Annotated in this window: 25 protein-coding genes; 13 read left to right on the top strand and 12 right to left on the bottom strand. The window is 64.4% G+C overall.

Going from position 1 to position 19,650, the window contains the following annotated elements:
- Positions 1–8: 8 nt before the first annotated feature.
- Positions 9–1,049, top strand: coding sequence for a phenylacetaldoxime dehydratase family protein (locus ACFQX9_RS06155; protein ID WP_377787213.1), 1,041 nt, complete (start codon positions 9–11; stop codon positions 1,047–1,049).
- A 5-nt stretch (positions 1,050–1,054) separates the two neighbouring features.
- Here ACFQX9_RS06155 and ACFQX9_RS06150 read toward each other — a convergent pair whose 3' ends face one another.
- Complete coding sequence (locus ACFQX9_RS06150) at positions 1,055–1,693, bottom strand: HAD family hydrolase (RefSeq protein WP_085351376.1); 639 nt, start codon at positions 1,691–1,693, stop codon at positions 1,055–1,057.
- A 233-nt stretch (positions 1,694–1,926) separates the two neighbouring features.
- Here ACFQX9_RS06150 and ACFQX9_RS06145 point away from each other — a divergent pair, with 233 nt between their 5' ends.
- Together ACFQX9_RS06145 and ACFQX9_RS06140 are read left to right on the top strand one after the other, a co-directional pair.
- Positions 1,927–2,223: a hypothetical protein gene (locus tag ACFQX9_RS06145; protein WP_085351377.1), complete on the top strand. Its 297-nt coding sequence runs from the start codon at positions 1,927–1,929 to the stop codon at positions 2,221–2,223.
- 76 nt (positions 2,224–2,299) lie between these two features.
- Complete coding sequence (locus tag ACFQX9_RS06140; RefSeq protein WP_018455171.1) at positions 2,300–2,500, top strand: hypothetical protein; 201 nt, start codon at positions 2,300–2,302, stop codon at positions 2,498–2,500.
- A gap of 42 nt (positions 2,501–2,542) precedes the next feature.
- Here ACFQX9_RS06140 and ACFQX9_RS06135 read toward each other — a convergent pair whose 3' ends face one another.
- Positions 2,543–3,583, bottom strand: a complete 1,041-nt coding sequence (locus ACFQX9_RS06135) for a TRAP transporter substrate-binding protein (protein WP_085351442.1) — start codon at positions 3,581–3,583, stop codon at positions 2,543–2,545.
- Between the two features lie 115 nt (positions 3,584–3,698).
- Here ACFQX9_RS06135 and ACFQX9_RS06130 point away from each other — a divergent pair, with 115 nt between their 5' ends.
- From ACFQX9_RS06130 to tsaA, 4 genes are all read left to right on the top strand, one after another.
- Positions 3,699–4,643, top strand: a complete 945-nt coding sequence (locus ACFQX9_RS06130) for a lytic transglycosylase domain-containing protein (protein WP_162496378.1) — start codon at positions 3,699–3,701, stop codon at positions 4,641–4,643.
- A 106-nt stretch (positions 4,644–4,749) separates the two neighbouring features.
- A complete protein-coding gene (locus ACFQX9_RS06125) occupies positions 4,750–5,490 on the top strand; it encodes an AzlC family ABC transporter permease (protein WP_085395616.1) in 741 nt (246 codons plus the stop codon).
- Positions 5,487–5,837 (top strand): AzlD domain-containing protein, encoded by a 351-nt coding sequence (locus ACFQX9_RS06120; protein ID WP_085395617.1) that lies wholly within the window; start codon positions 5,487–5,489, stop codon positions 5,835–5,837. Before ACFQX9_RS06125 ends, ACFQX9_RS06120 begins: the two co-directional genes overlap by 4 nt.
- 31 nt (positions 5,838–5,868) lie before the next feature.
- Entirely contained in the window at positions 5,869–6,360 is a 492-nt protein-coding gene (tsaA, locus tag ACFQX9_RS06115) for a tRNA (N6-threonylcarbamoyladenosine(37)-N6)-methyltransferase TrmO (RefSeq protein ID WP_018455166.1), read from the top strand.
- 109 nt (positions 6,361–6,469) lie between these two features.
- Here tsaA and ACFQX9_RS06110 read toward each other — a convergent pair whose 3' ends face one another.
- Genes ACFQX9_RS06110 through ACFQX9_RS06095 form a run of 4 tightly spaced genes read right to left on the bottom strand, consistent with a single transcriptional unit; the run spans position 6,470 to position 9,469 of the window.
- The gene (locus ACFQX9_RS06110; protein WP_018455165.1) at positions 6,470–6,898 is read right to left on the bottom strand and encodes an HIT family protein; all 429 of its coding nucleotides are present in this window, start codon (positions 6,896–6,898) and stop codon (positions 6,470–6,472) included.
- Between the two features lie 52 nt (positions 6,899–6,950).
- Entirely contained in the window at positions 6,951–8,195 is a 1,245-nt protein-coding gene (locus ACFQX9_RS06105) for a GNAT family N-acetyltransferase (protein WP_085351443.1), read from the bottom strand.
- 54 nt (positions 8,196–8,249) lie between these two features.
- Positions 8,250–8,996, bottom strand: a complete 747-nt coding sequence (locus ACFQX9_RS06100) for a glycerophosphodiester phosphodiesterase (protein WP_018455163.1) — start codon at positions 8,994–8,996, stop codon at positions 8,250–8,252.
- A gap of 5 nt (positions 8,997–9,001) precedes the next feature.
- On the bottom strand, positions 9,002–9,469 hold the full coding sequence (locus ACFQX9_RS06095; protein ID WP_007611287.1) for a RidA family protein: 468 nt from the start codon (positions 9,467–9,469) through the stop codon (positions 9,002–9,004).
- Between the two features lie 234 nt (positions 9,470–9,703).
- Here ACFQX9_RS06095 and ACFQX9_RS06090 point away from each other — a divergent pair, with 234 nt between their 5' ends.
- Complete coding sequence (locus ACFQX9_RS06090) at positions 9,704–10,549, top strand: cell envelope integrity EipB family protein (protein WP_007611285.1); 846 nt, start codon at positions 9,704–9,706, stop codon at positions 10,547–10,549.
- Positions 10,550–10,614: 65 nt separating this feature from the next.
- On the top strand, positions 10,615–11,016 hold the full coding sequence (locus ACFQX9_RS06085; RefSeq protein WP_085395619.1) for a RidA family protein: 402 nt from the start codon (positions 10,615–10,617) through the stop codon (positions 11,014–11,016).
- Positions 11,017–11,025: 9 nt separating this feature from the next.
- On the opposite strand, the gene ACFQX9_RS06080 is transcribed toward ACFQX9_RS06085, so the two are convergent.
- Genes ACFQX9_RS06080 through ACFQX9_RS06070 form a run of 3 tightly spaced genes read right to left on the bottom strand, consistent with a single transcriptional unit; the run spans position 11,026 to position 13,030 of the window.
- On the bottom strand, positions 11,026–11,433 hold the full coding sequence (locus ACFQX9_RS06080) for an ACT domain-containing protein (RefSeq protein ID WP_085351383.1): 408 nt from the start codon (positions 11,431–11,433) through the stop codon (positions 11,026–11,028).
- A complete protein-coding gene (locus tag ACFQX9_RS06075; protein ID WP_377787204.1) occupies positions 11,433–12,722 on the bottom strand; it encodes a DNA polymerase IV in 1,290 nt (429 codons plus the stop codon). The genes ACFQX9_RS06080 and ACFQX9_RS06075 overlap by 1 nt, the downstream gene beginning before the upstream one ends.
- Complete coding sequence (locus tag ACFQX9_RS06070) at positions 12,719–13,030, bottom strand: DUF3572 domain-containing protein (RefSeq protein ID WP_027518410.1); 312 nt, start codon at positions 13,028–13,030, stop codon at positions 12,719–12,721. The genes ACFQX9_RS06075 and ACFQX9_RS06070 overlap by 4 nt, the downstream gene beginning before the upstream one ends.
- 266 nt (positions 13,031–13,296) lie before the next feature.
- Here ACFQX9_RS06070 and ACFQX9_RS06065 point away from each other — a divergent pair, with 266 nt between their 5' ends.
- Together ACFQX9_RS06065 and ACFQX9_RS06060 are read left to right on the top strand one after the other, a co-directional pair.
- The gene (locus ACFQX9_RS06065; protein WP_007603272.1) at positions 13,297–13,662 is read left to right on the top strand and encodes a response regulator; all 366 of its coding nucleotides are present in this window, start codon (positions 13,297–13,299) and stop codon (positions 13,660–13,662) included.
- A gap of 14 nt (positions 13,663–13,676) precedes the next feature.
- Positions 13,677–15,050, top strand: coding sequence for a PleD family two-component system response regulator (locus ACFQX9_RS06060; protein ID WP_018455158.1), 1,374 nt, complete (start codon positions 13,677–13,679; stop codon positions 15,048–15,050).
- Positions 15,051–15,291: 241 nt separating this feature from the next.
- Here ACFQX9_RS06060 and ACFQX9_RS06055 read toward each other — a convergent pair whose 3' ends face one another.
- Positions 15,292–15,663, bottom strand: coding sequence for a hypothetical protein (locus ACFQX9_RS06055; RefSeq protein ID WP_085384430.1), 372 nt, complete (start codon positions 15,661–15,663; stop codon positions 15,292–15,294).
- Positions 15,664–15,945: 282 nt separating this feature from the next.
- Between ACFQX9_RS06055 and ACFQX9_RS06050 the strand changes: the two genes are divergently transcribed.
- Complete coding sequence (locus ACFQX9_RS06050) at positions 15,946–16,137, top strand: hypothetical protein (protein ID WP_085386298.1); 192 nt, start codon at positions 15,946–15,948, stop codon at positions 16,135–16,137.
- A 438-nt stretch (positions 16,138–16,575) separates the two neighbouring features.
- On the opposite strand, the gene ACFQX9_RS06045 is transcribed toward ACFQX9_RS06050, so the two are convergent.
- Positions 16,576–17,184, bottom strand: a complete 609-nt coding sequence (locus tag ACFQX9_RS06045) for a TetR/AcrR family transcriptional regulator (protein ID WP_085384428.1) — start codon at positions 17,182–17,184, stop codon at positions 16,576–16,578.
- 129 nt (positions 17,185–17,313) lie between these two features.
- Between ACFQX9_RS06045 and ACFQX9_RS06040 the strand changes: the two genes are divergently transcribed.
- Positions 17,314–18,552, top strand: coding sequence for an MFS transporter (locus ACFQX9_RS06040; RefSeq protein WP_377787198.1), 1,239 nt, complete (start codon positions 17,314–17,316; stop codon positions 18,550–18,552).
- 547 nt (positions 18,553–19,099) lie between these two features.
- On the opposite strand, the gene ACFQX9_RS06035 is transcribed toward ACFQX9_RS06040, so the two are convergent.
- Positions 19,100–19,477 (bottom strand): PRC-barrel domain-containing protein, encoded by a 378-nt coding sequence (locus ACFQX9_RS06035; RefSeq protein WP_085395624.1) that lies wholly within the window; start codon positions 19,475–19,477, stop codon positions 19,100–19,102.
- Between the last annotated feature and the right edge of the window lie 173 nt (positions 19,478–19,650).

The following is a 19,650-nucleotide window of genomic DNA, read 5'->3' as shown; positions in this document are numbered from 1 at the left end:
GCACGATCATGGAATCCGCAATTCCTCTGCATCTCGAGACGCCGCGCACGCGCCACAAGCGCGTGCCGGACGATTACGAGCCGCCATACCCGTCCTTCGTGGCGCGCTATAAGCCTTCCGTGAACCGGGTCGTGATAGCCTATTTCGGCCTTCAGTATCGCGGCACGGCGGCAGCTGCCGCAACGGACGCTCTCGCCGAAATCGCGGCGCGGTTTGCCGCGGAAGGCGGTCCTTCGCATTGGGACCGGGCGCAATATGTTGATCAGGCAGGCTACGAGAACGTCGTCTCGGTGGCCTATTGGGACGACATTGCGCGGTTCGACAAATGGTTTGCATCGGCGCGCGAGGCCTGGACCGGAGCGCAGCCCGAGGGCATCGGCACGTTCATCGAGGTGCTGCGCCCCACGGTGGCGCGGCACGAGACGCTGTTTTCCTCGCTCGGCCGGCCCGAGGGCGTCGCCGCAATCTCCGGCGGCATGAGCGGCGAGGTGCAGGAGCACGCCTATTGGGGCGGCATGCGCGACCGCATCCCGCTGTCACAGACCGATCCGATGTCGCCGGGCGGCAATCCCGAGCTGATCCGCGACGGCGCGCGGCTGCGCGTGAAGGCGCACGACAATCTCTGTCTGATCCGATCAGGCCAGGATTGGAGCGATACCGAGACCTCGGAACGAAAGCTCTATCTCGACGACGTCGAACCGGTGTTGCGCGAGGGCATGGATTTCTTGCGCGATGACGGCCTTGGCATCGGCTGTTACGCCAACCGTTACATGCGCGTGCTTGCAGCCGGCGGGGACGCGAGTGAAAAGTCCTACGGTCAAAGCTGGTGGAAGAGCCTGGCGGCGCTGGAGCGGTGGGCGGAATCGCATCCGACCCACGTCAGGATATTCGGCGCCGCGATGAAGTACCTGTCGACGCTCGGCCCCTCGGCAAAACTGCGGCTCTACCACGAGGTCACCGTGGCTGCTGCCGACGAGCAGTTCTTCGAGTACCTGAACTGTCACGCCAAGACCGGCATGCTGGCGGCGGTGGAGACCGTCGCCGCTTGATAGAGTTAGATCACGCAATGGCCGAGCAGCTCGGGATGCGCGGCGCAGATGTGATGCGCGCCGGCGTCCCGCAGCTCGGTCTCGCTGCCGTAGCCATAGAGCACGCCGATCGCGGTCATGCCGTTGGTGCGGGCGCCGACCACGTCATGGCTGCGGTCGCCGATCATGATCGCGCTGGCGGGATCGACCCTGGCTTCGTCGAGCGCGTAGCGCAGCAGGTCGCGCTTGTCGACGCGCGTGCCGTCGAGTTCGGAGCCGAACACCCGCTCGAAATACGGTTTCAGGCCAAAATGCTCGACGATACGGGTGGCGTAGACCGCGGGCTTGCTGGTCGCCACGAACATGCGCGGTGTTGTCGCGGCAAGCGTTGTCAGCGTGTCCACGATACCGGCATAGGCTTCGTTCTCGAACAGGCCGACGTCGCTGAAGCGCTCGCGATAGAGCAGCAGCGCCCGGTCGGCGAGTTCCGCGCTGCCCGTGAGCTTTTGCAGGCTGGCATGCAGCGGCGGCCCGATGCACCAGGTCAGCTCGTCCTCGCTCGGAACCGCAACGTTGAGCCGCTCCAGGGCGTACTGGATCGAGCGCGTGATCCCGGGCTTCGGGTCGGTCAGCGTGCCGTCGAGATCGAAATAAATGGTCACCATATTGTCGCGCCTGTGTTGATACCGCCGCCTATTGCCAGACCTAAACGAGGCCGGGGGCCAAGGCAAACGCGCAACCATTGTCACGCCGAAAATCGCCTTCCCGATACCGCGTATCCCTTAAAGCTCGCTATTCGCGGGAGGGAAGCGTAGAGTCGCGCCATCACCGCCTTTCCATTGGCATCGACCGGTGACTGAGGGTCACCAGCGCTCCCGCCGACTGAGCAGGAGCGTGCATGACTCGATTTCGTCTGGTCGACTGGATCCGCCGGAGAGCGCTTCTCGTCGCATTGATGCTTGGCACATTGATACTTGGCACACTGTCGCAAGGCGCTGTCGCGGCAGGACCGGACTGCCGGGCGATCGAAAGCACGAGCGGACGTCTCGCCTGCTACGATGCTGCGTTTCCTCCGAAGGAAAAAAAGCCCGCTGCTGCGGAAGGCGATGGGTCCCGTGCTGCCTACAAGGACCCGTTCGTGGCGGAAGAGGCCAGAACCGCGGCGAAGCTGAAGAACATCTGCCGCGGCTGTTGAGGGTTGCTCGTTCGCCGCGCTCGTCGATCAACGAGTCCGGACGAGGGATCGAGACGATTTTTTCAGGAGAGGCCGGATGAGCGAGCGACTTGAAACCCTGAAGAAGGCCCGTGAGCGCATGATCGAGGACAGGGACGCGCATGCGAAAGTGCTGGCCGCCCCCTTTGTGCGCGACACGGCCGAGCGAGCGCGCAACAAGTTTATCGAGATCCAGGCGCTGATTGATGCCCTCGACCGCGCCATCCGGGGCGAAATCCCGGTTGCGGTCAAAAACTAAGGCGGTAGGCAGCGAGACCAGCGGAGCGCCGCTACCGCTCCCTCATTGCTGTCTCGTCCATTCAACGATGGCGGTCGCCTCCGCGCCTGCCCGGGTTTCCCAGGCGGTGATCGCGCCCGTTGCTGCCTTCCGCAGCTCCGTGACAAGGGACGCAGGCGCCGGCTCGGCGATATGGACGCCATTGTCGCGCATGCGCGCATAGTTCTCGATGGTGCGGTGGCTCAATAGCGCCAGCTGGCTCTGCTCAGTCTCGGCCGCCGCCGCCAGCACCTCGCGCTGCATCGGTTCGGACAGTTCGGCAAAGGCGTCGCTGCGGACGAAGGCGATCGAGATTGGCATCGCGTAGTTGATGGCCGTGAAATGCGGCAGGAAGTCCCACAATTTGCGTCCCGCGCCGCCGTCGCCGGAGGTGAGGAAGGCATTCAGCCGGTGTTCCCTCAGTCCGGCGAGCGCCGCATCCATCGGCAGGAATTGCGCGTTCGCGCCGGCTGCGCGCATGACCTCGGTGGAATTGGCATCGTAGGTTCGCAGATTCAGTTTCGGCAGGTCGTCAGCACCGTCGAGCGACTGCTCCGACCAGAGGCCCGTGGCCGGCCAGATCGTCACATAGAGCAGCTTGAGGCCGCGCGCAGCCAGCGCCTTCTCATAGAGCGGTCGCGCCCGCAGATTGGTGGCCCGGGCGAGATCCACCGATTGCACGAGAAAAGGCAGGGTGGACAATCCGAGCACAGGGTCGAGGCTCGAGAGCGCGCCCGCGAAGGCATCGCCGCCCGCGATCCGGCCGTCCAGCGCCGCGCGCGGCATCTCGCCCGAGTTGATCTTGAGCTGGTTGTCGAAGGCGTTAGTCACGGTCACGAAGCCGTGGGTACGGTCGGAGACGCGGCTGGCGAAAGTCGCCAGCCCAATCCCGGAGATGTTATTCTCAGGGTATTCCGTGGTCATCCGCCAATTGACTTGAGACGCGACTTGAGACGTCACCTGCGCGGCGGCTGGCGCGACGCTCAGGATGAGCGCTGCGAGGACAAGGATCGCGCGGATCCGTTTGGCGGGGTAACGCATTGGGAGAAGCAGGTCAGGCAGCATGATATTGGCGACCCGTCGAACCATGGCACGATGCCACAACATTGTTGATCACACTGTCGCATGCCGCGCCGAGGCGCGCCACCGCCGTGCCTGCGCGCGATGGGTGCAGATTGCGATGTGCATCATCTCCGCGCTGCTTGTCTCGTCGACCCAGGCCGCGGCATGGGACAGTTCGCCCGCCAAGACCGACGTTGCCATCCCCAGCGTCGAAGAACTCGCTGTGCAGCCGGAGAAGCCCGGTGCGCGGGAGAGCGACACGCGGGAGTCGATCTGCCTGATCATCGAGGCCGCGGCGCGCGATGCCAATCTTCCGCTGGAGTTCTTCGCCCGCGTGATCTGGCAGGAAAGCCGCTTCCAGACCGATGCGGTCGGGCCGGTGACGCGCAGCGGCGAGCGGGCGCAGGGGATCGCGCAATTCATGCCGGGCACCGCGAGCGAGCGCGGGCTGCTCAATCCCTTCAATCCGGTGCAGGCGCTGCCGAAGTCGGCGGAATTCCTGAACGAGCTGCGCAACCAGTTCGGCAATCTCGGGCTGGCGGCGGCCGCCTACAATGCCGGGCCGCGCCGGGTGCAGGAATGGCTCGCCGGCACCGGCGGCATGCCCGAGCAGACCCGCAATTACGTTCTTGCGATCACCGGCACGAGCGTCGATGCGTGGGCCAAGGCAGGCGCGACCGGCAAGGGGCCGCCCAGCGTGCCGCCGACGAGCTGCCGCGATCTGATGGCGCTTTTGAAGCGCGCGCCGAATGCCTTCGTCGCCGAGCTCGAGCAGCATGTGGAGCTTGCGGCTGCAAAGGTCTGGGGCGTGCAGCTCGCCGCGGGCTTTGACCGCAACCGCGCGCTGGCGATGTACTCCCGCGCGGTCACGCGGCTGAGCGCCGTGATCGGCGAACGTGATCCGAGCCTGCTCAGCTCGGTGATGCGCAGCCGCGGCACGCGCGCCTTCTACCAGGTGCGCATCGGCGCCGATACGCGGAGCGAGGCGGATGAACTCTGCGGTCGCATTCGCAAGGCCGGCGGGGCGTGCTTCGTGCTGAAGAATCGCGGTGTGAGCGGGTAGGGCATCTGTCCCAGCGTGCATGCCAGCCCCGCCGTGCGCTTTCTTGACGCGAGGCGCCGCATTGCCCGTTATGCGGGCACGATTCCTCATCCGGCCAAGACTCCCCGTGGCGCTTCCTCCGCTCGATTCACCTCAATGGCGAAGTCCCTGGCGCGCCTTTGCGTGGGGGCTGCGCTCGATCACGCAGACCATCCTCACGCTCGTGCTGTTCGTGACCTATCTCGGCATCGGCGCGCTCGCCCACGACACACATTTCAGCCTGCTCTGGGCGCTCTGCTCGACGCTGTTCGTCTGGGCAGGTCCGGCGCAGATCATCCTGATCACCACGCTTGGCTCCGGCGCGACGATCGTCCAGTCCGCGATCGCGGTCACCGTCAGTGCGATCCGGCTGTTTCCGATGGTGGTCTCGGTGCTGCCGTTGATGCGCACGCCGACGACGAAACGGCGCGAGCTGTTTTTCGCGGCGCATCTCACCGCGGTGACACTGTGGGTCGAATGCCATCGCTTCCTGCCGCAGGTACCGCGTGAACGCCGGATCGCCTTCGTCAACGGACTTGGCTTCGGTCTTGTCTCGGTTTGTCTCACCGCCAACACGGTCGGCTATTTCCTTGCCGCGAATCTGACCCAGACGCTTGGCGCGGCGATCCTTTTGCTGACGCCGCTGTCCTTCCTGTTCTCGACCGCACGCAACAGCCGCGAGGTCGCCGATGTCGTCGCCCTCGCGCTGGGCATATTGCTGTATCCGCTGGCCGCGAAGATGAACTCCGGCCTCGACATCCTCGTCAGCGGCCTCGCGGCTGGCACGATTGCCTATGGCGTGCATTGGTGGCGGGAGGTGCGCGCATGAGCTTTGCGCAGCTCATCGGCGACTGGCACGCGCTGGCGGTGCTGTTCGTCGCCGGCGTTGTTCCCAACCAGATATGGCGCATGCTGGGCCTGTGGTTCGGCGGCGGCATCGACGAGGGCTCCGAGCTTCTGGTCTGGGTACGGGCGGTCGCCACGGCGATCCTGGCCGGCGTCATCGCCCAGATCGTGGTCGAGCCCCCCGGGGCGCTTGCGAGCGTGCCGGACGCCCTGCGCTACGGTGCGGTCGGCGCCGGCCTCGTCGTCTTCCTGCTGGCCCGCCGCTCGATCTTCGCGGGCGTGGTCGCGGGCGAAGTCTTCATGCTGGCCGGCAAGTGGTGGTTGGGCTAAAACCGCCGGCGAACAGCAGGGAATTGGACATATGGTTCGCGAAAACCAGCTCCGCGAGGGTGAAGTCTCCATCGAGCTGCCGCCGACGCAAGATGCCGGCCTCGTCTTCATCGGCCGCATCCGCACGCCCTGGAGCTCGCGGATGGAGACCCCGCGGCAGGGCCGGACAGACGGCCCGATATGTCGGCTCGAGATCTTCGAGCCGTTCGTGCCGGCGATCAAGGGCGTCGATTTCTACAGCAATCTCGAAGTGCTTTACTGGCTCGACAAGTCGCGCCGCGACATCGTCCTGCAAAGCCCTAAGAACAACGAGAAGACCCGCGGCACGTTTTCGCTGCGCTCGCCGGTGCGCCCTAATCCGATCGGCACGTCGATCGTGAAGCTGGTCGGCATCGAAGGCAACGCGATTCTGGTGCGCGGGCTCGATTGCCTCGACAACACGCCGCTGATCGACATCAAACCAGATCGTTGCGAGTTCACGCCGCTGGCCGCCCCGCAGCCGGGAGATTTTCAGACGGAGTGAAGTGTCTCCTCCGTCATTTCGAGGAGCTCTTGCGACGAAGCAATCCAGACTGTAGCCGCGGAGGCAGTCTGGATTGCTTCGCTGCGCTCGGAATGACGAGTGGAGAGCGTCAGCCCGCCTTCAACGCCGCGATCAGCTTGGTCGCGTTCTCTTCCAGCACCTTGACGTCTTCCTTGCGGCTGGCGGGCGGAAGCATCGCCACGCCGTCGTGGCGCGGCATCACGTGCATGTGGAGATGAAACACCACCTGTCCGCCGGCCGCCTCGTTGAACTGCTGCACGGTGATGCCGTCGGCCTTGAACGCCGTCATCGCTGCGGCAGCGATTTTGTGTGCGCCGCGGGCGACGTGGGCGTAGTCGTCCGGCTTGATGTCGAGGATGTTGCGGGCAGGAGCTTTTGGAATCACCAGCGTGTGGCCCGGTACCCGCGGCATGATGTCGAGAAAGGCGAGCACGTGCTCATCCTCGTAAACCTTGTGGCAGGGGAATTCACCGCGGAGGATCTTCGCGAAGATGTTGTCGGGGTCGTAGGCGGTCATGGCGGCGGCTCCCTGGAATTTTGCGCTTACTGTCACCAGCCGCAACGAACCGTCAAGGCGCCTCGTCGGCGCCTTTGCGGAACGGGCCGAGCTCGGCCAGCTCCCGTCCGGCTTCTGCAACATAGGCGCGCTCGCGCTTGAGGTAATCGTCGATGGCGCGGCGCAAGCCCGGATCAGCGATGAAGTGAGCGGAGTGGGTGGTCCGCGGCAGGTAGCCGCGTGCGATCTTGTGCTCGCCCTGCGCGCCGGCTTCGACATTCGCCAAACCGCGTTTGATGGCGAAGTCGATCGCCTGGTAATAGCAGACCTCGAAATGCAGGAAGGGATGATGCTCGACCGCACCCCAGTTGCGGCCGAACAGCGTGTCCGAGCCGATGAAGTTGATCGCGCCCGCGATCCAGCGATCGTTGCGGCGTGCCATGACCAGCAGCACGTCCTGGCTCATGGTTTCGCCGATCAGCGAGAAGAATTCCCGCGTCAGATAAGGGCGGCCCCATTTGCGCGAGCCGGTCTCCATGTAGAACATGAAAAACGCATCCCAGGCATCCTCGGTGATCTCCTTGCCCGTGAGGCAGTGGATGGTGACCCCGGCAGCCAGCGCATCGCGCCGTTCGCGCTTGATCGATTTGCGGTGGCGGGAGTTCAGCGTCGCCAGGAAATCGTCGAAACTCGCAAAGCCTTCGTTGTGCCAATGGAACTGCTGGTCGGTGCGCTGGAGGAAGCCGTGCTCGGCGAGCAGCTTCCACTCCGCCTCGCGGGCGAAAGTGACGTGCACCGAGGAAGCCTTGCTGACACCGCACAGCGCCACCAACCCGCTCGCCAGCGCTTCCATGATGTGCTCGCGGTCAACGCCGTCGCGGACCAGCAGCCGCGGTCCCGTCGCCGGCGTGAACGGAACCGATACCTGCAGCTTCGGATAGTACCGCCCGCCGGCGCGCTCATAGGCATCGGCCCAGCCGCGGTCGAAGACATATTCGCCTTGCGAGTGCGATTTCAGATAGCAGGGCACGACGCCGGCGACGCGACCGTCGACCTTGGCCACGAGATGCCGCGGTCCCCAGCCGGTGCGGATCGTGGCCGAACCCGATTTCTCAACGGCCGATAAAAACGCGTGGGAGACGAAGGGGTTATAGCCGGACTTTGAGAGGCCGAGGGAATCCCCTGGAAGTCCGGATGAGGTTCCCTTGCCATGCCCATTACAAGACCTGCCGCCGGGATTGGCGCAGGCGTCCCAGTCGTCCGGCGATACTTCGCCAATGGAAGGTACGGCCTCAAGGGTGATTTCGGATGGTGCCATCGTGCCCAAGATCGTGCATTGCAGCAGCGACTTCAAGAGTGGGAAACATCAAGCCTAGGGTACGAAGCCCTCGAAGATCATCTGATCCGCATATTGCGCGACCCGCGTCCGCTGCTCGGTCGTACGCACGGTCCAGCCCAGTAGAGCGCAGCCGAACACATTGCGGGCGATCCAGAGGGCGGGGGCGGGCAGGTCGTCGACCCTAAAGGCGACGAACTGCGGCTGGGTCTGAAAACCATGGCGCAGGTACAGCATGCTGTCGCGCTGCTGCTGCGTCAGGTGAGCCCAGTAGTCGTCCTGATAGCTCCGTTGCGCGACGATGCCGCGGGGGCGGGATGGCAGCAGCTCGCGCAGCGCCAGCACCTGGTCCGGGTCGAACGACATGCCGACCGCTGGGCCATCATAGGACGCGAGCACCTCGGCCATCCGCTTCACCAGCTTGCGGTCGCGGTCAAAACGGCTCTTAACCTCGATCACCAGCGGCACGCGGCCGCCAACAAGGGCGCAGAGGTCGCTGAGCGACATCATCCGCTCGGCCGTGTCCTTGAACGTGAGCGCCTTCAGTTCAGTGGCGGTTTTCTCGACCAGCGGGCCGGTGGCCTCGGTCAGGCGGCCGAGCGCATGGTCGTGATGCACCATGGCCTCGCCGTCGGCGGAGAGCTGGATGTCGACCTCGATGGAGAAATTGCCCGCAATTGCAGCCTGCACCGCGCCCGGCATGTTCTCGACGATGCCGCGGGAAATGTCGTGCAGGCCGCGATGGGCGACCGGGCGGGCTGTCAGCCAATCAGGAGCGCGCATTCGCCTCAGGCGACCTCAAACACGCCTTCGACCTCGACCGCCGCATCCGCGGGCAGGGAGGCGACGCCGACAGTGGTGCGGGCATGACGGCCCTTGTCACCGAAGGCGGCGACCATCAGGTCGGAGGCGCCGTTGAGGACCTTCGGCCCGTCCAGGAAGTCCGGCGCCGAGTTGATGAAGCCGCCGAGGCGCACCACGCGCACGACCTTGTCGAGGTCGCCCAGCGCCGCCTTGACCTGGGCCAGCAGATTGACGGCGCAGCCGCGGGCGGCCGCGGCGCCGTCTTCGATGGTCACGCCGGCGCCGAGCTTGCCCTTGGCGATCAGCTTGCCGGCGGGATCGAAGCAAACCTGGCCGGAGACGAACAGCAGATTACCGGTGCGCACGAACGGCACGTAGTTTGCCACGGGGGTGGGGGCCTCGTGCAGCTTGATGCCCTGTTCCGCCAGCTTCTGCTCGACCGTGCCCGCCATGTCCGACCTCGTTGTCCAAAAATCCATCCGCCCCGGCGCATCCCTTGCAGGCCGGGCGGGCCCTGTTTCGCCCATCGTGCCGCCACATGCAAGCAACCGTCGGGGGTGGCATTTTGTTGAGGCGGGGCAGGAGGTTCAACGCAAAGGCCGCAACTTTACGTGAAACGGCCTCAGTTGCGACGCAATGGAACGGTCATTAAAATGTCGAATCTGCGCTTTCCTCAGGAACCAGACATGCTGCACCTTTTCCGGACTTCGCTCGGTGTGACGGCGCTCGCGGCGGCCGCTCTCGGCCCCGGAGGCGGGGCGTTGGCCGCGAACGGTCCGTTTCTCGCGCATCAGGCGCTCTATGATCTGAGCCTGGTGAAATCGCGCTCGAATTCGATCAACAGCGCGCGCGGCCGCATCCTCTACAATTTCACCGGAAGTTCGTGCGAGGGCTACACCTCCGAATTCCGCCAGGTTTCCGAGCTCGACAGCGGCGAGGGCAAGGTCACGCTCAGCGACCTCCGCTCCAATTCCTGGGAGGACGCCGGCGGCAAAAGCTACCGCTTCAAGATCGAGACGCGGATGAACGAGGCGGATGCCGGCCGGGTCGACGGCTCGGCTGAGCGCGACGGCGACCACATCAACGTCAAGCTGAAGCTGCCGGCCCCGAAGAGCTTTACGCTCGACGGCAAGATCGTATTCCCGACCGAACAGATCCAGCGCATCATTGCCGCCGCCAAGGACGGCAAGTCGCTGCTCGAACTCTCCGTCTATGACGGCTCCGACGATGGCCAAAAGGTCTACAACACGCTGACCGTGATCGGCCAGCCGATCCCCGCCGAACGCGAAGGCTCGCCCGATCCCTCGACGTCCGACGAGCACATGAAGTCGCTCAAGCGCTGGCCCGTCACCGTCAGCTATTTCGACCGCGAGGCCCAGCAGAAAGAAGGCGAGCAGACGCCGGTCTATGCGATGGCGTTCGAGCTCTACGAGAACGGCGTCTCGCGCCAGCTCGTGTTGGACTACAACGATTTTGTGATTTCGGGCGCGATGGGCAAGTTCGACGCGAAGGACAGCAAGCCCTGCAATTGAGGGCTGGCCTGCAACGCGGTCTCTGGCTACGCTCCTCCCAACCACAAACATCCGGGAGGCTCGTCATGCCCAAGCTCGATCATCTCCGTCCCAGCGGCCTGCATCACAATCCCGCCTATTCGCATGTCGTCACCGCCACGGGGGCGCGGACGATCTACATCTCCGGCCAGGTGTCGGTGGACGAGGAGGGGCGGATTGTCGGCGAGGGCGAACTCGCGGCGCAGACCACGCAGGTGATGCAGAATCTCGGGCATGCGCTGAAGGCGGCCGGCGCGAGCTACGCCAACATCGTGAAGATCACGACCTTCGTCGTGAACTACAAGCCGGAGCTGCGCCCGATCATCGGCAAGGCCCGCTCGGCCTTCTTCGAAGGTATGGAGCCGCCGGCGAGCACGCTGGTCGGCGTCTCGGCGCTCGCCGCGCCGGAATGGATGATCGAGATCGAAGCGGTGGCTGTCGCGGATTGAGATCTTTCGCTACAAGTGTGTTGCGTTGGACATCTCTCGCAGAAGAACCATCGCGTCGTCGGCCCTGTCTGCCGGCACAAACAAATGATCGTGGTGAAACGCCGACACGGCGTTCACGCTGATGCCGGCTGCGGCGAGACGTGCCGTGATCGCCGCCAGGAAGCCGACCGCATCGAGTGCGGAGTGAACCGTCAGGGTGATCAGGCACGATGCAAATGCGTGGCGTAGTCCTGCCGCTTCGGCCTCTTCGCGCAGGAGCACCAGCGTCGTTCCTTCCTGCTCGCAAAACGTCAGCAGTGGACTGAGCGCTGCGGGAACTGGCTCGTTCGTCGGGATCGTGCAGAACACGAAGATGCCCGGCCGCATCTCCGGCTTCATGTGTCTCAGCAGTGCGTGGAGGTCGCGTTCGCCTGTCATCACTCCTGCGCCTTTTCCGGCCCCTCATACGCGATGCCGCGGATCACTGCGGCGCTGCCGAATTTCTTGCGCAAGCTGTCCACCGCGCGCTCGGCATGGGCGGCGCGGCGGTCGAGCATGTCGGTGTCGTCGGCGACTGAACCCTCGCGCAGGGCGCTGACGCCGGCGCCCATCAGGCGGAAGGCGGTGCCGTCGATCTCTTTCGCCAGCATCTCGCGGCAGATCGAGAAGATCTTCGCGGCAAGCTGCGTCGGGGCCGTGATCGACTGCGAGCGGGTGCGCTGGCGGAAATCGGCGGTCTTCAGCTTCAACGTGACGGTCAGGCCGGCGAGCTCGCTGCTCTTAAGGCGAGACGACGTCTTTTCGCACAGCCGCCACAAAATCTTCTCCAGCGTCGCGAAGTCTCGGATGTCGGTCTCGAACGTCGTCTCGCTCGAAATCGTCTTGGCGCCCCGATCGGGCTCGACGCGGCGGTCGTCGATGCCGCGCGCGAGTCGCCACAGCCTGCGGCCGTCACTCGGAAACTGCCGCATCACCTCGATCTCGTCGGCCTTCTGCAGGTCCGCGATGATGCGGAAGCCGCGTTGCACCAGACGCTCCTGCGTCGCGGGTCCAACGCCGAAAATGAAACCGACCGGCTTCCTCGCCAGCATCAGGCGCGCTTCGTCCTGGTCGAGCGCAGCAAACCCGCGCGGCTTGTCCAGGTCGGAGGCGATCTTCGCCAGGAACTTGTTGCAGGAGAGGCCGACCGAGACGCTGATGCCGATGTCGCGCTCGATGTTGCGTGCGAACCGCGCCAGCACCTTGGCCGGGATCATGCCGTGCACCCGCTCGGTGCCGGAGAGATCGAGGAACGCCTCGTCGATCGAAAGCGGCTCGACCAGCGGCGTCAGCGCTTGCATGGCCTGGCGCACCTCGCGCCCGACCCGGACATATTTCGCCATGTTCGGCGGGATCACGGCTGCATGCGGGCAGGCTTCCAACGCCTTGTACATCGGCATGGCCGACCGCACGCCGTAGGTGCGGGCGATGTAGCAGGCGGCCGACACCACGCCGCGCTTGCCCCCGCCGATGATCACGGGCTTGTCGGCGATGTCGGGATTGTCGCGCTTCTCGACGGTCGCGTAGAAGGCGTCGCAGTCGATATGGGCGATGGTCAGGCTTGCGAGCGCGCGGTGGCGGGCGAGGCGGGGGGAACCGCAGGCGGAACAGCGCCGCACGCCCATATCCAGATCGGCCGAACAATCCCGGCAGAAGCAGCGGGGCCCGGCCGTCTCCAAGGAGGTCACGGCACGTCGCGCTCCCAATTGGGGTCGCCGAGCGCGTCGCCGAGAACCTGCCGCGCTGCGGCAACGTTGGTCGGATGCAGTTCCGCCGTGCTGGCAAAAGCCTTCACGGTGGCGTCGTCGCGCATCACGAAATCCAGCACGCTCAGCAGGAAATTGGGGTCCGAGGCGGCATTGCGCAGCATCTCCGGGCCGACCCCTGTCTCGGCCAGGAACAGGCCCAGCCGCTCGGGTTCGCCCGCAACGAAAGACAGCGCCTGAAGCGCAACGATTTCAGCGACTTCGCGCGGGTTGTGAACAGGCTTTTTCACGTGGCCGGTTTGCCTTTCCGTTAACTTTCGGTGTCTACTTTGGGGCCACCATGCCCGAGTCTCGTTTCCAAGTCTCTTGCCCAGTCTCTTACCCAAGTCTTGCGACCCCCGACAAGCAACTGGAAACCACATCGCAGAAAGTCGGCCCTCGGGTTTAACGAAACTCAAGCGAATTCGAGGCTAGTTTGAATCCAGTTTTCGAAGCGCCGGCGACCGGCGCCTGAGGCGTCACATGCATCGGTCTGCGGACCAATCAGGAGGGCGGGATGGCTAAGACCGTCCTGATCGTGGAAGACAACGAGCTCAACATGAAGCTCTTCCGCGACCTGTTGGAGGCGCACGGCTACCAGACCACCGGCACCAGCAACGGCTACGAGGCGCTCGACCTCGTTCGCAAGATGCGGCCCGACCTCGTGCTGATGGATATCCAATTGCCGCAGGTCTCGGGCCTGGAGGTGACGCGCTGGATCAAGGACGATCCGGAGCTGCGCAGCATTCCCGTCGTCGCCGTCACGGCGTTCGCGATGAAGGGCGACGAAGAGCGCATCCGCGAGGGCGGCTGCGAGGCCTATTTGTCCAAGCCGATCTCGGTCGGCAAATTCATTGAGACGGTCCGACGTTTCATCGGATAGGAAGTGAGTTCACAGTGTCCGCGCGTATTCTCGTCGTCGATGACGTCCCTGCCAACGTCAAGCTGCTCGAAGCCCGCCTGTCCGCCGAATATTTCGACGTGATGACCGCCGCGAACGGCACCGAGGCGCTGGCGATCTGCGCCCGCGCCGAATGCGACATCATCCTGCTCGACGTCATGATGCCGGACATGGACGGTTTCGAGGTCTGCCGCCGGCTCAAGACCGATCCGGCCACGCATCACATTCCCGTCGTGATGGTCACCGCGCTCGACAGCCCGTCCGACCGCAACCGCGGGCTGGAAGCCGGCGCCGACGATTTCCTGACAAAACCCGTCTCCGATGTCGTGCTGATCGCGCGCGTGCGCTCGCTGACGCGGCTGAAGATGATGACCGACGAGCTGCGCATGCGCGCCATCACCTCGCTCGAAATCGGCATGCAGGCGCCCGAGCGCAGTGCGATCTCCGACACCGGCAAGGGCGGCCGTATCCTGCTGGTCGACGACCGCCAGTCCTCCTATGAGCGGCTGGCGACGATCCTCGCCGCCGAGCACACCATCGACGTCGAGCCGAACCCGACGGAGGCGCTGTTCCACGCCGCCGAGGGCAATTACGATCTGCTGATCGTCTCGCTCGACCTCAACAATTTCGACGGCCTGCGGCTGTGCAGCCAGGCGCGCTCGCTGGAGCGCACGCGGCATGTGCCGATCCTGGCGATCGCCGACCCCGAGAACGCGACGCGGCTGCTGCGCGGGCTCGAGATCGGCGTCAACGACTATCTGCTGCGTCCGATCGACAAGATCGAGCTGCTGGCGCGTGCCCGCACCCAGATCCGCCGTCGCCGCTACACCGACCATTTGCGCGACAACGTGCAGAATTCGATCGAGATGGCGATCACCGACGCGCTCACGGGGCTGCACAATCGGCGCTACATGGAGAGCCATCTCGCGACGCTGGCCGAGCAGGCCGCAACGCGCGGCAAGCCGCTGGCGCTGATGATTCTGGACATCGACTACTTCAAGTCGATCAACGACAATTACGGCCACGACGCCGGCGACGACGTGCTGCGCGAATTCGCCGTGCGGGTGCGCAAGTCGATCCGCGGCATCGACCTTGCCTGTCGCTACGGCGGCGAGGAATTCGTCATCGTGATGCCGGAGACCGATCTCCACGTCGCGGGCATGGTCGCCGAGCGCCTGCGCCGCTCGATCGCCGGCGAGCCCTTTGCGATCCACAAGGGCACCAAGCGCATCGAGGTCACGATCTCGATCGGCCTGACCACGCTGGAGCAGAAGGGCGAGGCGGTTGGCGACGTGCTCAAGCGCGCCGATACCGCCCTGTACCGCGCCAAGCACGACGGCCGCAATCGCGTGGTGTCGCACGCGGCGTGAGGCCGCTGGCACACGCCCGCGTAAAAAAACGCGAAAACAACCCCATGCACAGTAGCCGACACTAGTCGGATCAATGGCTTACGTCGGCTGCAAAACGGCTGATGCGCACAGCATTGCCGTTTGACTCGTCGGGCAAAACAGGAGCATCCTGCTAGCATCCAACATCCACAAACTCTGCTGTCATCCCGCTAGCGAGGAATCCGGCACGCCACGGCGAACAAGCGGGCGTCCACCCTTCAGGTCAGGGAGGATAGGGCTCCGACCATTCTGCCTTGGCCAGGGCCGCGCCCGTGCTGGACTTCGCGATGACCTCATAAGTGTACAGGCCGGAATTGCAGGGGCCCCAGGTTCGCAAGCTCTCCGGCTTCACGATGTTGTCTGAAGGAAATGGGATCTCCTGGCCCCCCATCTCGTAGTTCTTCTCTCTGCGAAACTTGACGACGATCGTGCGCGTGCCGGGCGGAACACTCTTCATCTTGATTTCGGGATTGGGAAAGACGGTGGTGCAGGGCCGCGGAGGTCCAAACGTGAATTGGATCTTCATCTCGTCGGCCCAGGCCGGGGTGCAGATGATCAGAAATGAAATTGGCAGCAACGACGAAAATCTAATCATGGGCACGCCCCAAAAAAAACCAGTGTATCGGCAGGGCCGCCTGATGCCAAGTTTACTCCATGTCTCGCCCTCGCAGCCCTAGGCCTCGTCCACTCCCTTCAGGACGTCACAGAAAGGGCCCGCCGTAGCGGGCCCTGTGGAGATGGAGAAAGTCCGGGTCACTTCTGATCGACGTTGCTGGTCCCTGAACCGGGCGTACCGATCGGCAAGCCGTTCGCCGCATGACCGACGCCAACACCCGGCGCACTGACGGCTCCTGGAGTTTGATCCTGTGGAAGCGTCTTGATCCCCGTTCTTGCCTGCTCCGCGGGGCTCATCTGGTTCTTGTTGTCGCTGTTGGCGCCGTTGGTGGACGTGATACCGGACCTGTCGGTCCCGTTTGGCGTGCCCGCCTGTGTCGATCCTGACGCGGTGTTGCCCGCGCCGGTGGTGGTCGGTGTGCTCGCGGTATTCCCGTTCGGCGTCGGGGGCTGAACGTTCGGGTTGGTTGGAGAGTTGTTGGTGTGAGCGCCGGTTGAGGTTCCGTTTGTGCCCATGCCGGATGGCGCCGAGTGGCCTCCATTGGCGGCGCCAGACGTGCCAGTGCCTGCGCCTGAGCTGGCGGATGATCCGGACGCGCCGCCGCTCGCAGCTGCGCCACCCGCGCCTCCGCCGCCACCACCTCCGCCGCCGCCTTGTGCGAAGACGGGAGCGGCAACAGCGAAGGACAGTGCGGCTGTAAGAAGAAGCGATTTTCGATTCATGACCTTCTCCGGTGTAAAGAAGGTCAACTACGCCGAAATGACGATGGTTCCTCTCAGTCCACTCGCTTCAAGAGATCGAAGGGTGAAGCACGGCAAACGGACCTTGCGGTGCGTGCTTTCCGATCCGGACTTCTTGCGGCGAGCGGCGGGTTCTGATGTTGCAGCTGCTTCAGGGATGCCGGGCCGGCCGCTTGCCTCGCTTCACCGTAGTCTGATCTCCCACCGTCACCCCCGCATTCCGCAGCAGCACCGTCGCCGCTTCCTTCGCGGCGCGGGCCATTGCGGGGTCGTCGCGGACGAGGTCCTGCGCGATCGAGCCGTCGACCAGCAGCACAAGCTGCGTTGCGAGTGCCTCCGCGTTCGCAACGCCGAGCTCATTGAGGCGATCGCGAAACCAGGTGCGGCGGCTTTCCTTGAAGGCGATGGCAATCTTCTTTACGGCGCGGTCCGCCGGGCCAAGTTCGGCGACGGCATTCACGAACGGGCAGCCGCGAAAATCTTTTGCGGCGAAGCGGCGCTCCAGCGAATCGAAGGTGGCGAGGATCTGCTCGGCCGGGGGCTTGTCGGAGGGGCGGGGCTGCACGAAGCGGCGCTCCAGATAGGCGGCGATCAGCGCGTCCTTGGAGGGGAAGTGGTTGTAGAGCGTGCGCTTGGAGATACCGATCTCGGCCGCGATGGTGTCGACGCCGATGGCGCGAATGCCCTGCAGATAGAACAGCTTGTCGGCGGTCTCGAGGATCCGCTCTTTCATCGTCTGTGGGGCGGGCGGGGGAGCCATGCGGCGGTGAATGTCCTGTTCGCTTGACAGTGCACCCTATTCATAGCCTAAGTACACAGGTCTGTGTAACCAAAATCAATTGATATTGCAGACGACGGCGCGCGCGCCGCGCCCACGAGGGAGACAAAAATGCCCCTGTTGCAGGTCCTGCGCCCGACATTGCCCATCCTGATCGGCGCCTCGATCATGCTGACGCTGAGCATGGGGCTGCGGCAGAGCCTCGGCATCTTCATGCAGCCGCTGACCCACGACATCCATCTGTCGATCTCCGATTTCACGCTGGCGCTGGCCGTGCAGAACCTCGCCTGGGGCTTTCTCCAGCCGCTCGCCGGCGCGATGACCACACGCTACGGCTTCCGTCCCATCATGATCGCTGGCTCCTTCATGTCCATCGCGGGCTTGGTGCTGATGGCAACCGCGAACGGTCTCGTCGCCATCATGATCGGCGCCGGCGTGCTGATCGGCACCTCGCTGGCCTGCACCGCGGCGGCGATCGCGATGTCGGTGGCGGCGCGCGCGGTGCCCGCAACGGTGCGCTCCACCGTGCTCGGCATCGTCTCCGGTGCGGGCTCGCTCGGCGCGCTGCTGTCGGCGCCGATCGGGCAGATGCTCAACGAGGGCTTTGGCTGGCGCGTCGGGCTCGCCGGCTTCGTGGTGATGTCGGTGCTGATGATCCCGGCGGCCTGGTATGCCGGGCGCGTCGACGCGGTCCCGCTGCCGAAGCCCGCGACTGATGAGATCGTCGATGCCACGGCCCTGATCGCGGCGAAGACCGCGTTCGGCAACGCGTCGTTCGTGGTCATGACCTGCGCCTATCTCGTCTGCGGCATGCAGCTCGTGTTCCTCACGACGCATCTGCCGTCCTATCTCGCGATCTGCGGCCTCGATCCGATGCTGAGCGCGCAGACGCTCGGCATGATCGGCGGCTTCAACGTGCTCGGCTCGCTGTTCTTCGGCTGGGCCGGCCAGCGCTGGAACAAGCTCGCGCTGCTCGGCGGAATCTACATCTTCCGCTCACTCGCGCTGGCCTGGTACTTCATGCTGCCGGCCACACCGGCCTCGACCTTGCTGTTCGGCGCGATCATGGGCTTCCTGTGGATGGGTGTGGGACCGCTGGTCGCGGGCGCGGTCGCCGAGATGTTCGGCCTGCGCTGGCAGGCGATGATCCAGGGCCTCGCATTCATGAGCCACCAGATCGGCAGCTTCCTCGGCGCCTACGGAGGAGGGGTGCTCTACGACGCGCTCGGCTCCTACACCATGGCCTGGCGCATCGGCGTCGCGCTGGGGCTGGCCGGCGGCATCATCCAGGTTGCATTCGCGCTGATCCGGCCGTCGCAGCCGCCGGCGCCCGTGTTGCGGACGGCGTAGCGGGGCGTCCAGCGGGTTGAGCAACGTGCTGTGTCGCACGCGGAGCAAATGGGCCAACGGGAGGTCACCGGGGATAACATGATAGTTGTTATCTTTGCCGAGCGGCTAAGCCCCGCAGTGCGGCGACTCGATAGTCAGAACATGACTTCTGAGGATGCAGCGAACTTCGTGGAGCGCGGCATCATCAAACGGAGTGGTACCGCTGCGCCCTGATCAGTGCCCAGCGCCGCGCCCAATTTGGGGACTTCCGTAATTGGTCCGCAGCGGACCTTCACGGTAATGCCCGCTGGGGCCGCTTGGGCCCATTGCTGACTCTAGAGAGAAGCTGAGCAAAACCAATGAGCGGCATCCTCCGCCTCCGATGCGGGCGGCAGGCGTTGTTCGCTGCAAGGCTCATCAATCAAAACCGCCTGAACTTCGCTGGACAGTTTCCAGCGAAGCTCAATGCTAGTATTGGTCGGAAGATCGATCCGACAGCATCCAACGAGGGTGGCCGATCAATTCAGCTGACACTCACGATTGGAAAATTCCGGCGCGTCGTCTGGCGTTATAGGCCACCTCGCCCTTCCCAGTAAGTGGGTGTCCCATAATACCGGTGGGTTCGCGTTTCCCAATCTCGATCCTGCCAGGAGTCATCGCTGAACTCCGGCGCATCCCTGAGCTGTTGCTCTGTGATATTGGTTCGGAAGCCCTGGATCGACGCATCATATGTCAGAGCGCTCCATGGAATGGGGTAGTGGCTTTGACCCAAGCCAACAAATCCGCCGAAGCTCATGACTGCATAAGCTACGCGGCCTGACACCTTGTCGATGATGAGGTGATCAATCTCACCGATATTCTTTCCATCTGCTCCATACACCTCGGTTCCCTGAATGTCTTCGCTCGAGATGCAGTGATGATCCGGGTGGGCTGTTGCGCGGGCCATGACTTTGTCTCCCTCACAGGTGATTTTGGCGGCTTAACTTGGCAGCTACGAGGACGTTCCTGCGTTGAGCGCCGCAGCGCCAAATCGACGCGATTGGTCCGTAGCTGACCTACGGAGCGCGGCCAGTCGAGGACCGCTAGTGGCCCAAAGCGGACTCCAGCGCATCGCGCTGC

This window comes from Bradyrhizobium sp. GCM10028915 (assembly GCF_042666195.1).
In the GTDB taxonomy this organism is placed as follows: Bacteria; Pseudomonadota; Alphaproteobacteria; order Rhizobiales; family Xanthobacteraceae; genus Bradyrhizobium; species Bradyrhizobium canariense_D.
This window is presented reverse-complemented; position numbering and strand designations above follow the sequence as displayed.

Bases quoted from the DNA above. Each gene is read 5' to 3' on its own strand.
- ACFQX9_RS06155 (WP_377787213.1), top strand. From the start codon at position 9: ATGGAATCCGCAATTCCTCTGCATCTCGAGACGCCGCGCACGCGCCAC.
- ACFQX9_RS06150 (WP_085351376.1), bottom strand. From the start codon at position 1,693: ATGGTGACCATTTATTTCGATCTCGACGGCACGCTGACCGACCCGAAG.
- ACFQX9_RS06145 (WP_085351377.1), top strand. From the start codon at position 1,927: ATGACTCGATTTCGTCTGGTCGACTGGATCCGCCGGAGAGCGCTTCTC.
- ACFQX9_RS06140 (WP_018455171.1), top strand. From the start codon at position 2,300: ATGAGCGAGCGACTTGAAACCCTGAAGAAGGCCCGTGAGCGCATGATC.
- ACFQX9_RS06135 (WP_085351442.1), bottom strand. From the start codon at position 3,583: ATGCTGCCTGACCTGCTTCTCCCAATGCGTTACCCCGCCAAACGGATC.
- ACFQX9_RS06130 (WP_162496378.1), top strand. From the start codon at position 3,699: ATGTGCATCATCTCCGCGCTGCTTGTCTCGTCGACCCAGGCCGCGGCA.
- ACFQX9_RS06120 (WP_085395617.1), top strand. From the start codon at position 5,487: ATGAGCTTTGCGCAGCTCATCGGCGACTGGCACGCGCTGGCGGTGCTG.
- tsaA (WP_018455166.1), top strand. From the start codon at position 5,869: ATGGTTCGCGAAAACCAGCTCCGCGAGGGTGAAGTCTCCATCGAGCTG.
- ACFQX9_RS06110 (WP_018455165.1), bottom strand. From the start codon at position 6,898: ATGACCGCCTACGACCCCGACAACATCTTCGCGAAGATCCTCCGCGGT.
- ACFQX9_RS06105 (WP_085351443.1), bottom strand. From the start codon at position 8,195: ATGGCACCATCCGAAATCACCCTTGAGGCCGTACCTTCCATTGGCGAA.
- ACFQX9_RS06100 (WP_018455163.1), bottom strand. From the start codon at position 8,996: ATGCGCGCTCCTGATTGGCTGACAGCCCGCCCGGTCGCCCATCGCGGC.
- ACFQX9_RS06095 (WP_007611287.1), bottom strand. From the start codon at position 9,469: ATGGCGGGCACGGTCGAGCAGAAGCTGGCGGAACAGGGCATCAAGCTG.
- ACFQX9_RS06090 (WP_007611285.1), top strand. From the start codon at position 9,704: ATGCTGCACCTTTTCCGGACTTCGCTCGGTGTGACGGCGCTCGCGGCG.
- ACFQX9_RS06085 (WP_085395619.1), top strand. From the start codon at position 10,615: ATGCCCAAGCTCGATCATCTCCGTCCCAGCGGCCTGCATCACAATCCC.
- ACFQX9_RS06080 (WP_085351383.1), bottom strand. From the start codon at position 11,433: ATGACAGGCGAACGCGACCTCCACGCACTGCTGAGACACATGAAGCCG.
- ACFQX9_RS06065 (WP_007603272.1), top strand. From the start codon at position 13,297: ATGGCTAAGACCGTCCTGATCGTGGAAGACAACGAGCTCAACATGAAG.
- ACFQX9_RS06055 (WP_085384430.1), bottom strand. From the start codon at position 15,663: ATGATTAGATTTTCGTCGTTGCTGCCAATTTCATTTCTGATCATCTGC.
- ACFQX9_RS06045 (WP_085384428.1), bottom strand. From the start codon at position 17,184: ATGGCTCCCCCGCCCGCCCCACAGACGATGAAAGAGCGGATCCTCGAG.
- ACFQX9_RS06040 (WP_377787198.1), top strand. From the start codon at position 17,314: ATGCCCCTGTTGCAGGTCCTGCGCCCGACATTGCCCATCCTGATCGGC.
- ACFQX9_RS06035 (WP_085395624.1), bottom strand. From the start codon at position 19,477: ATGGCCCGCGCAACAGCCCACCCGGATCATCACTGCATCTCGAGCGAA.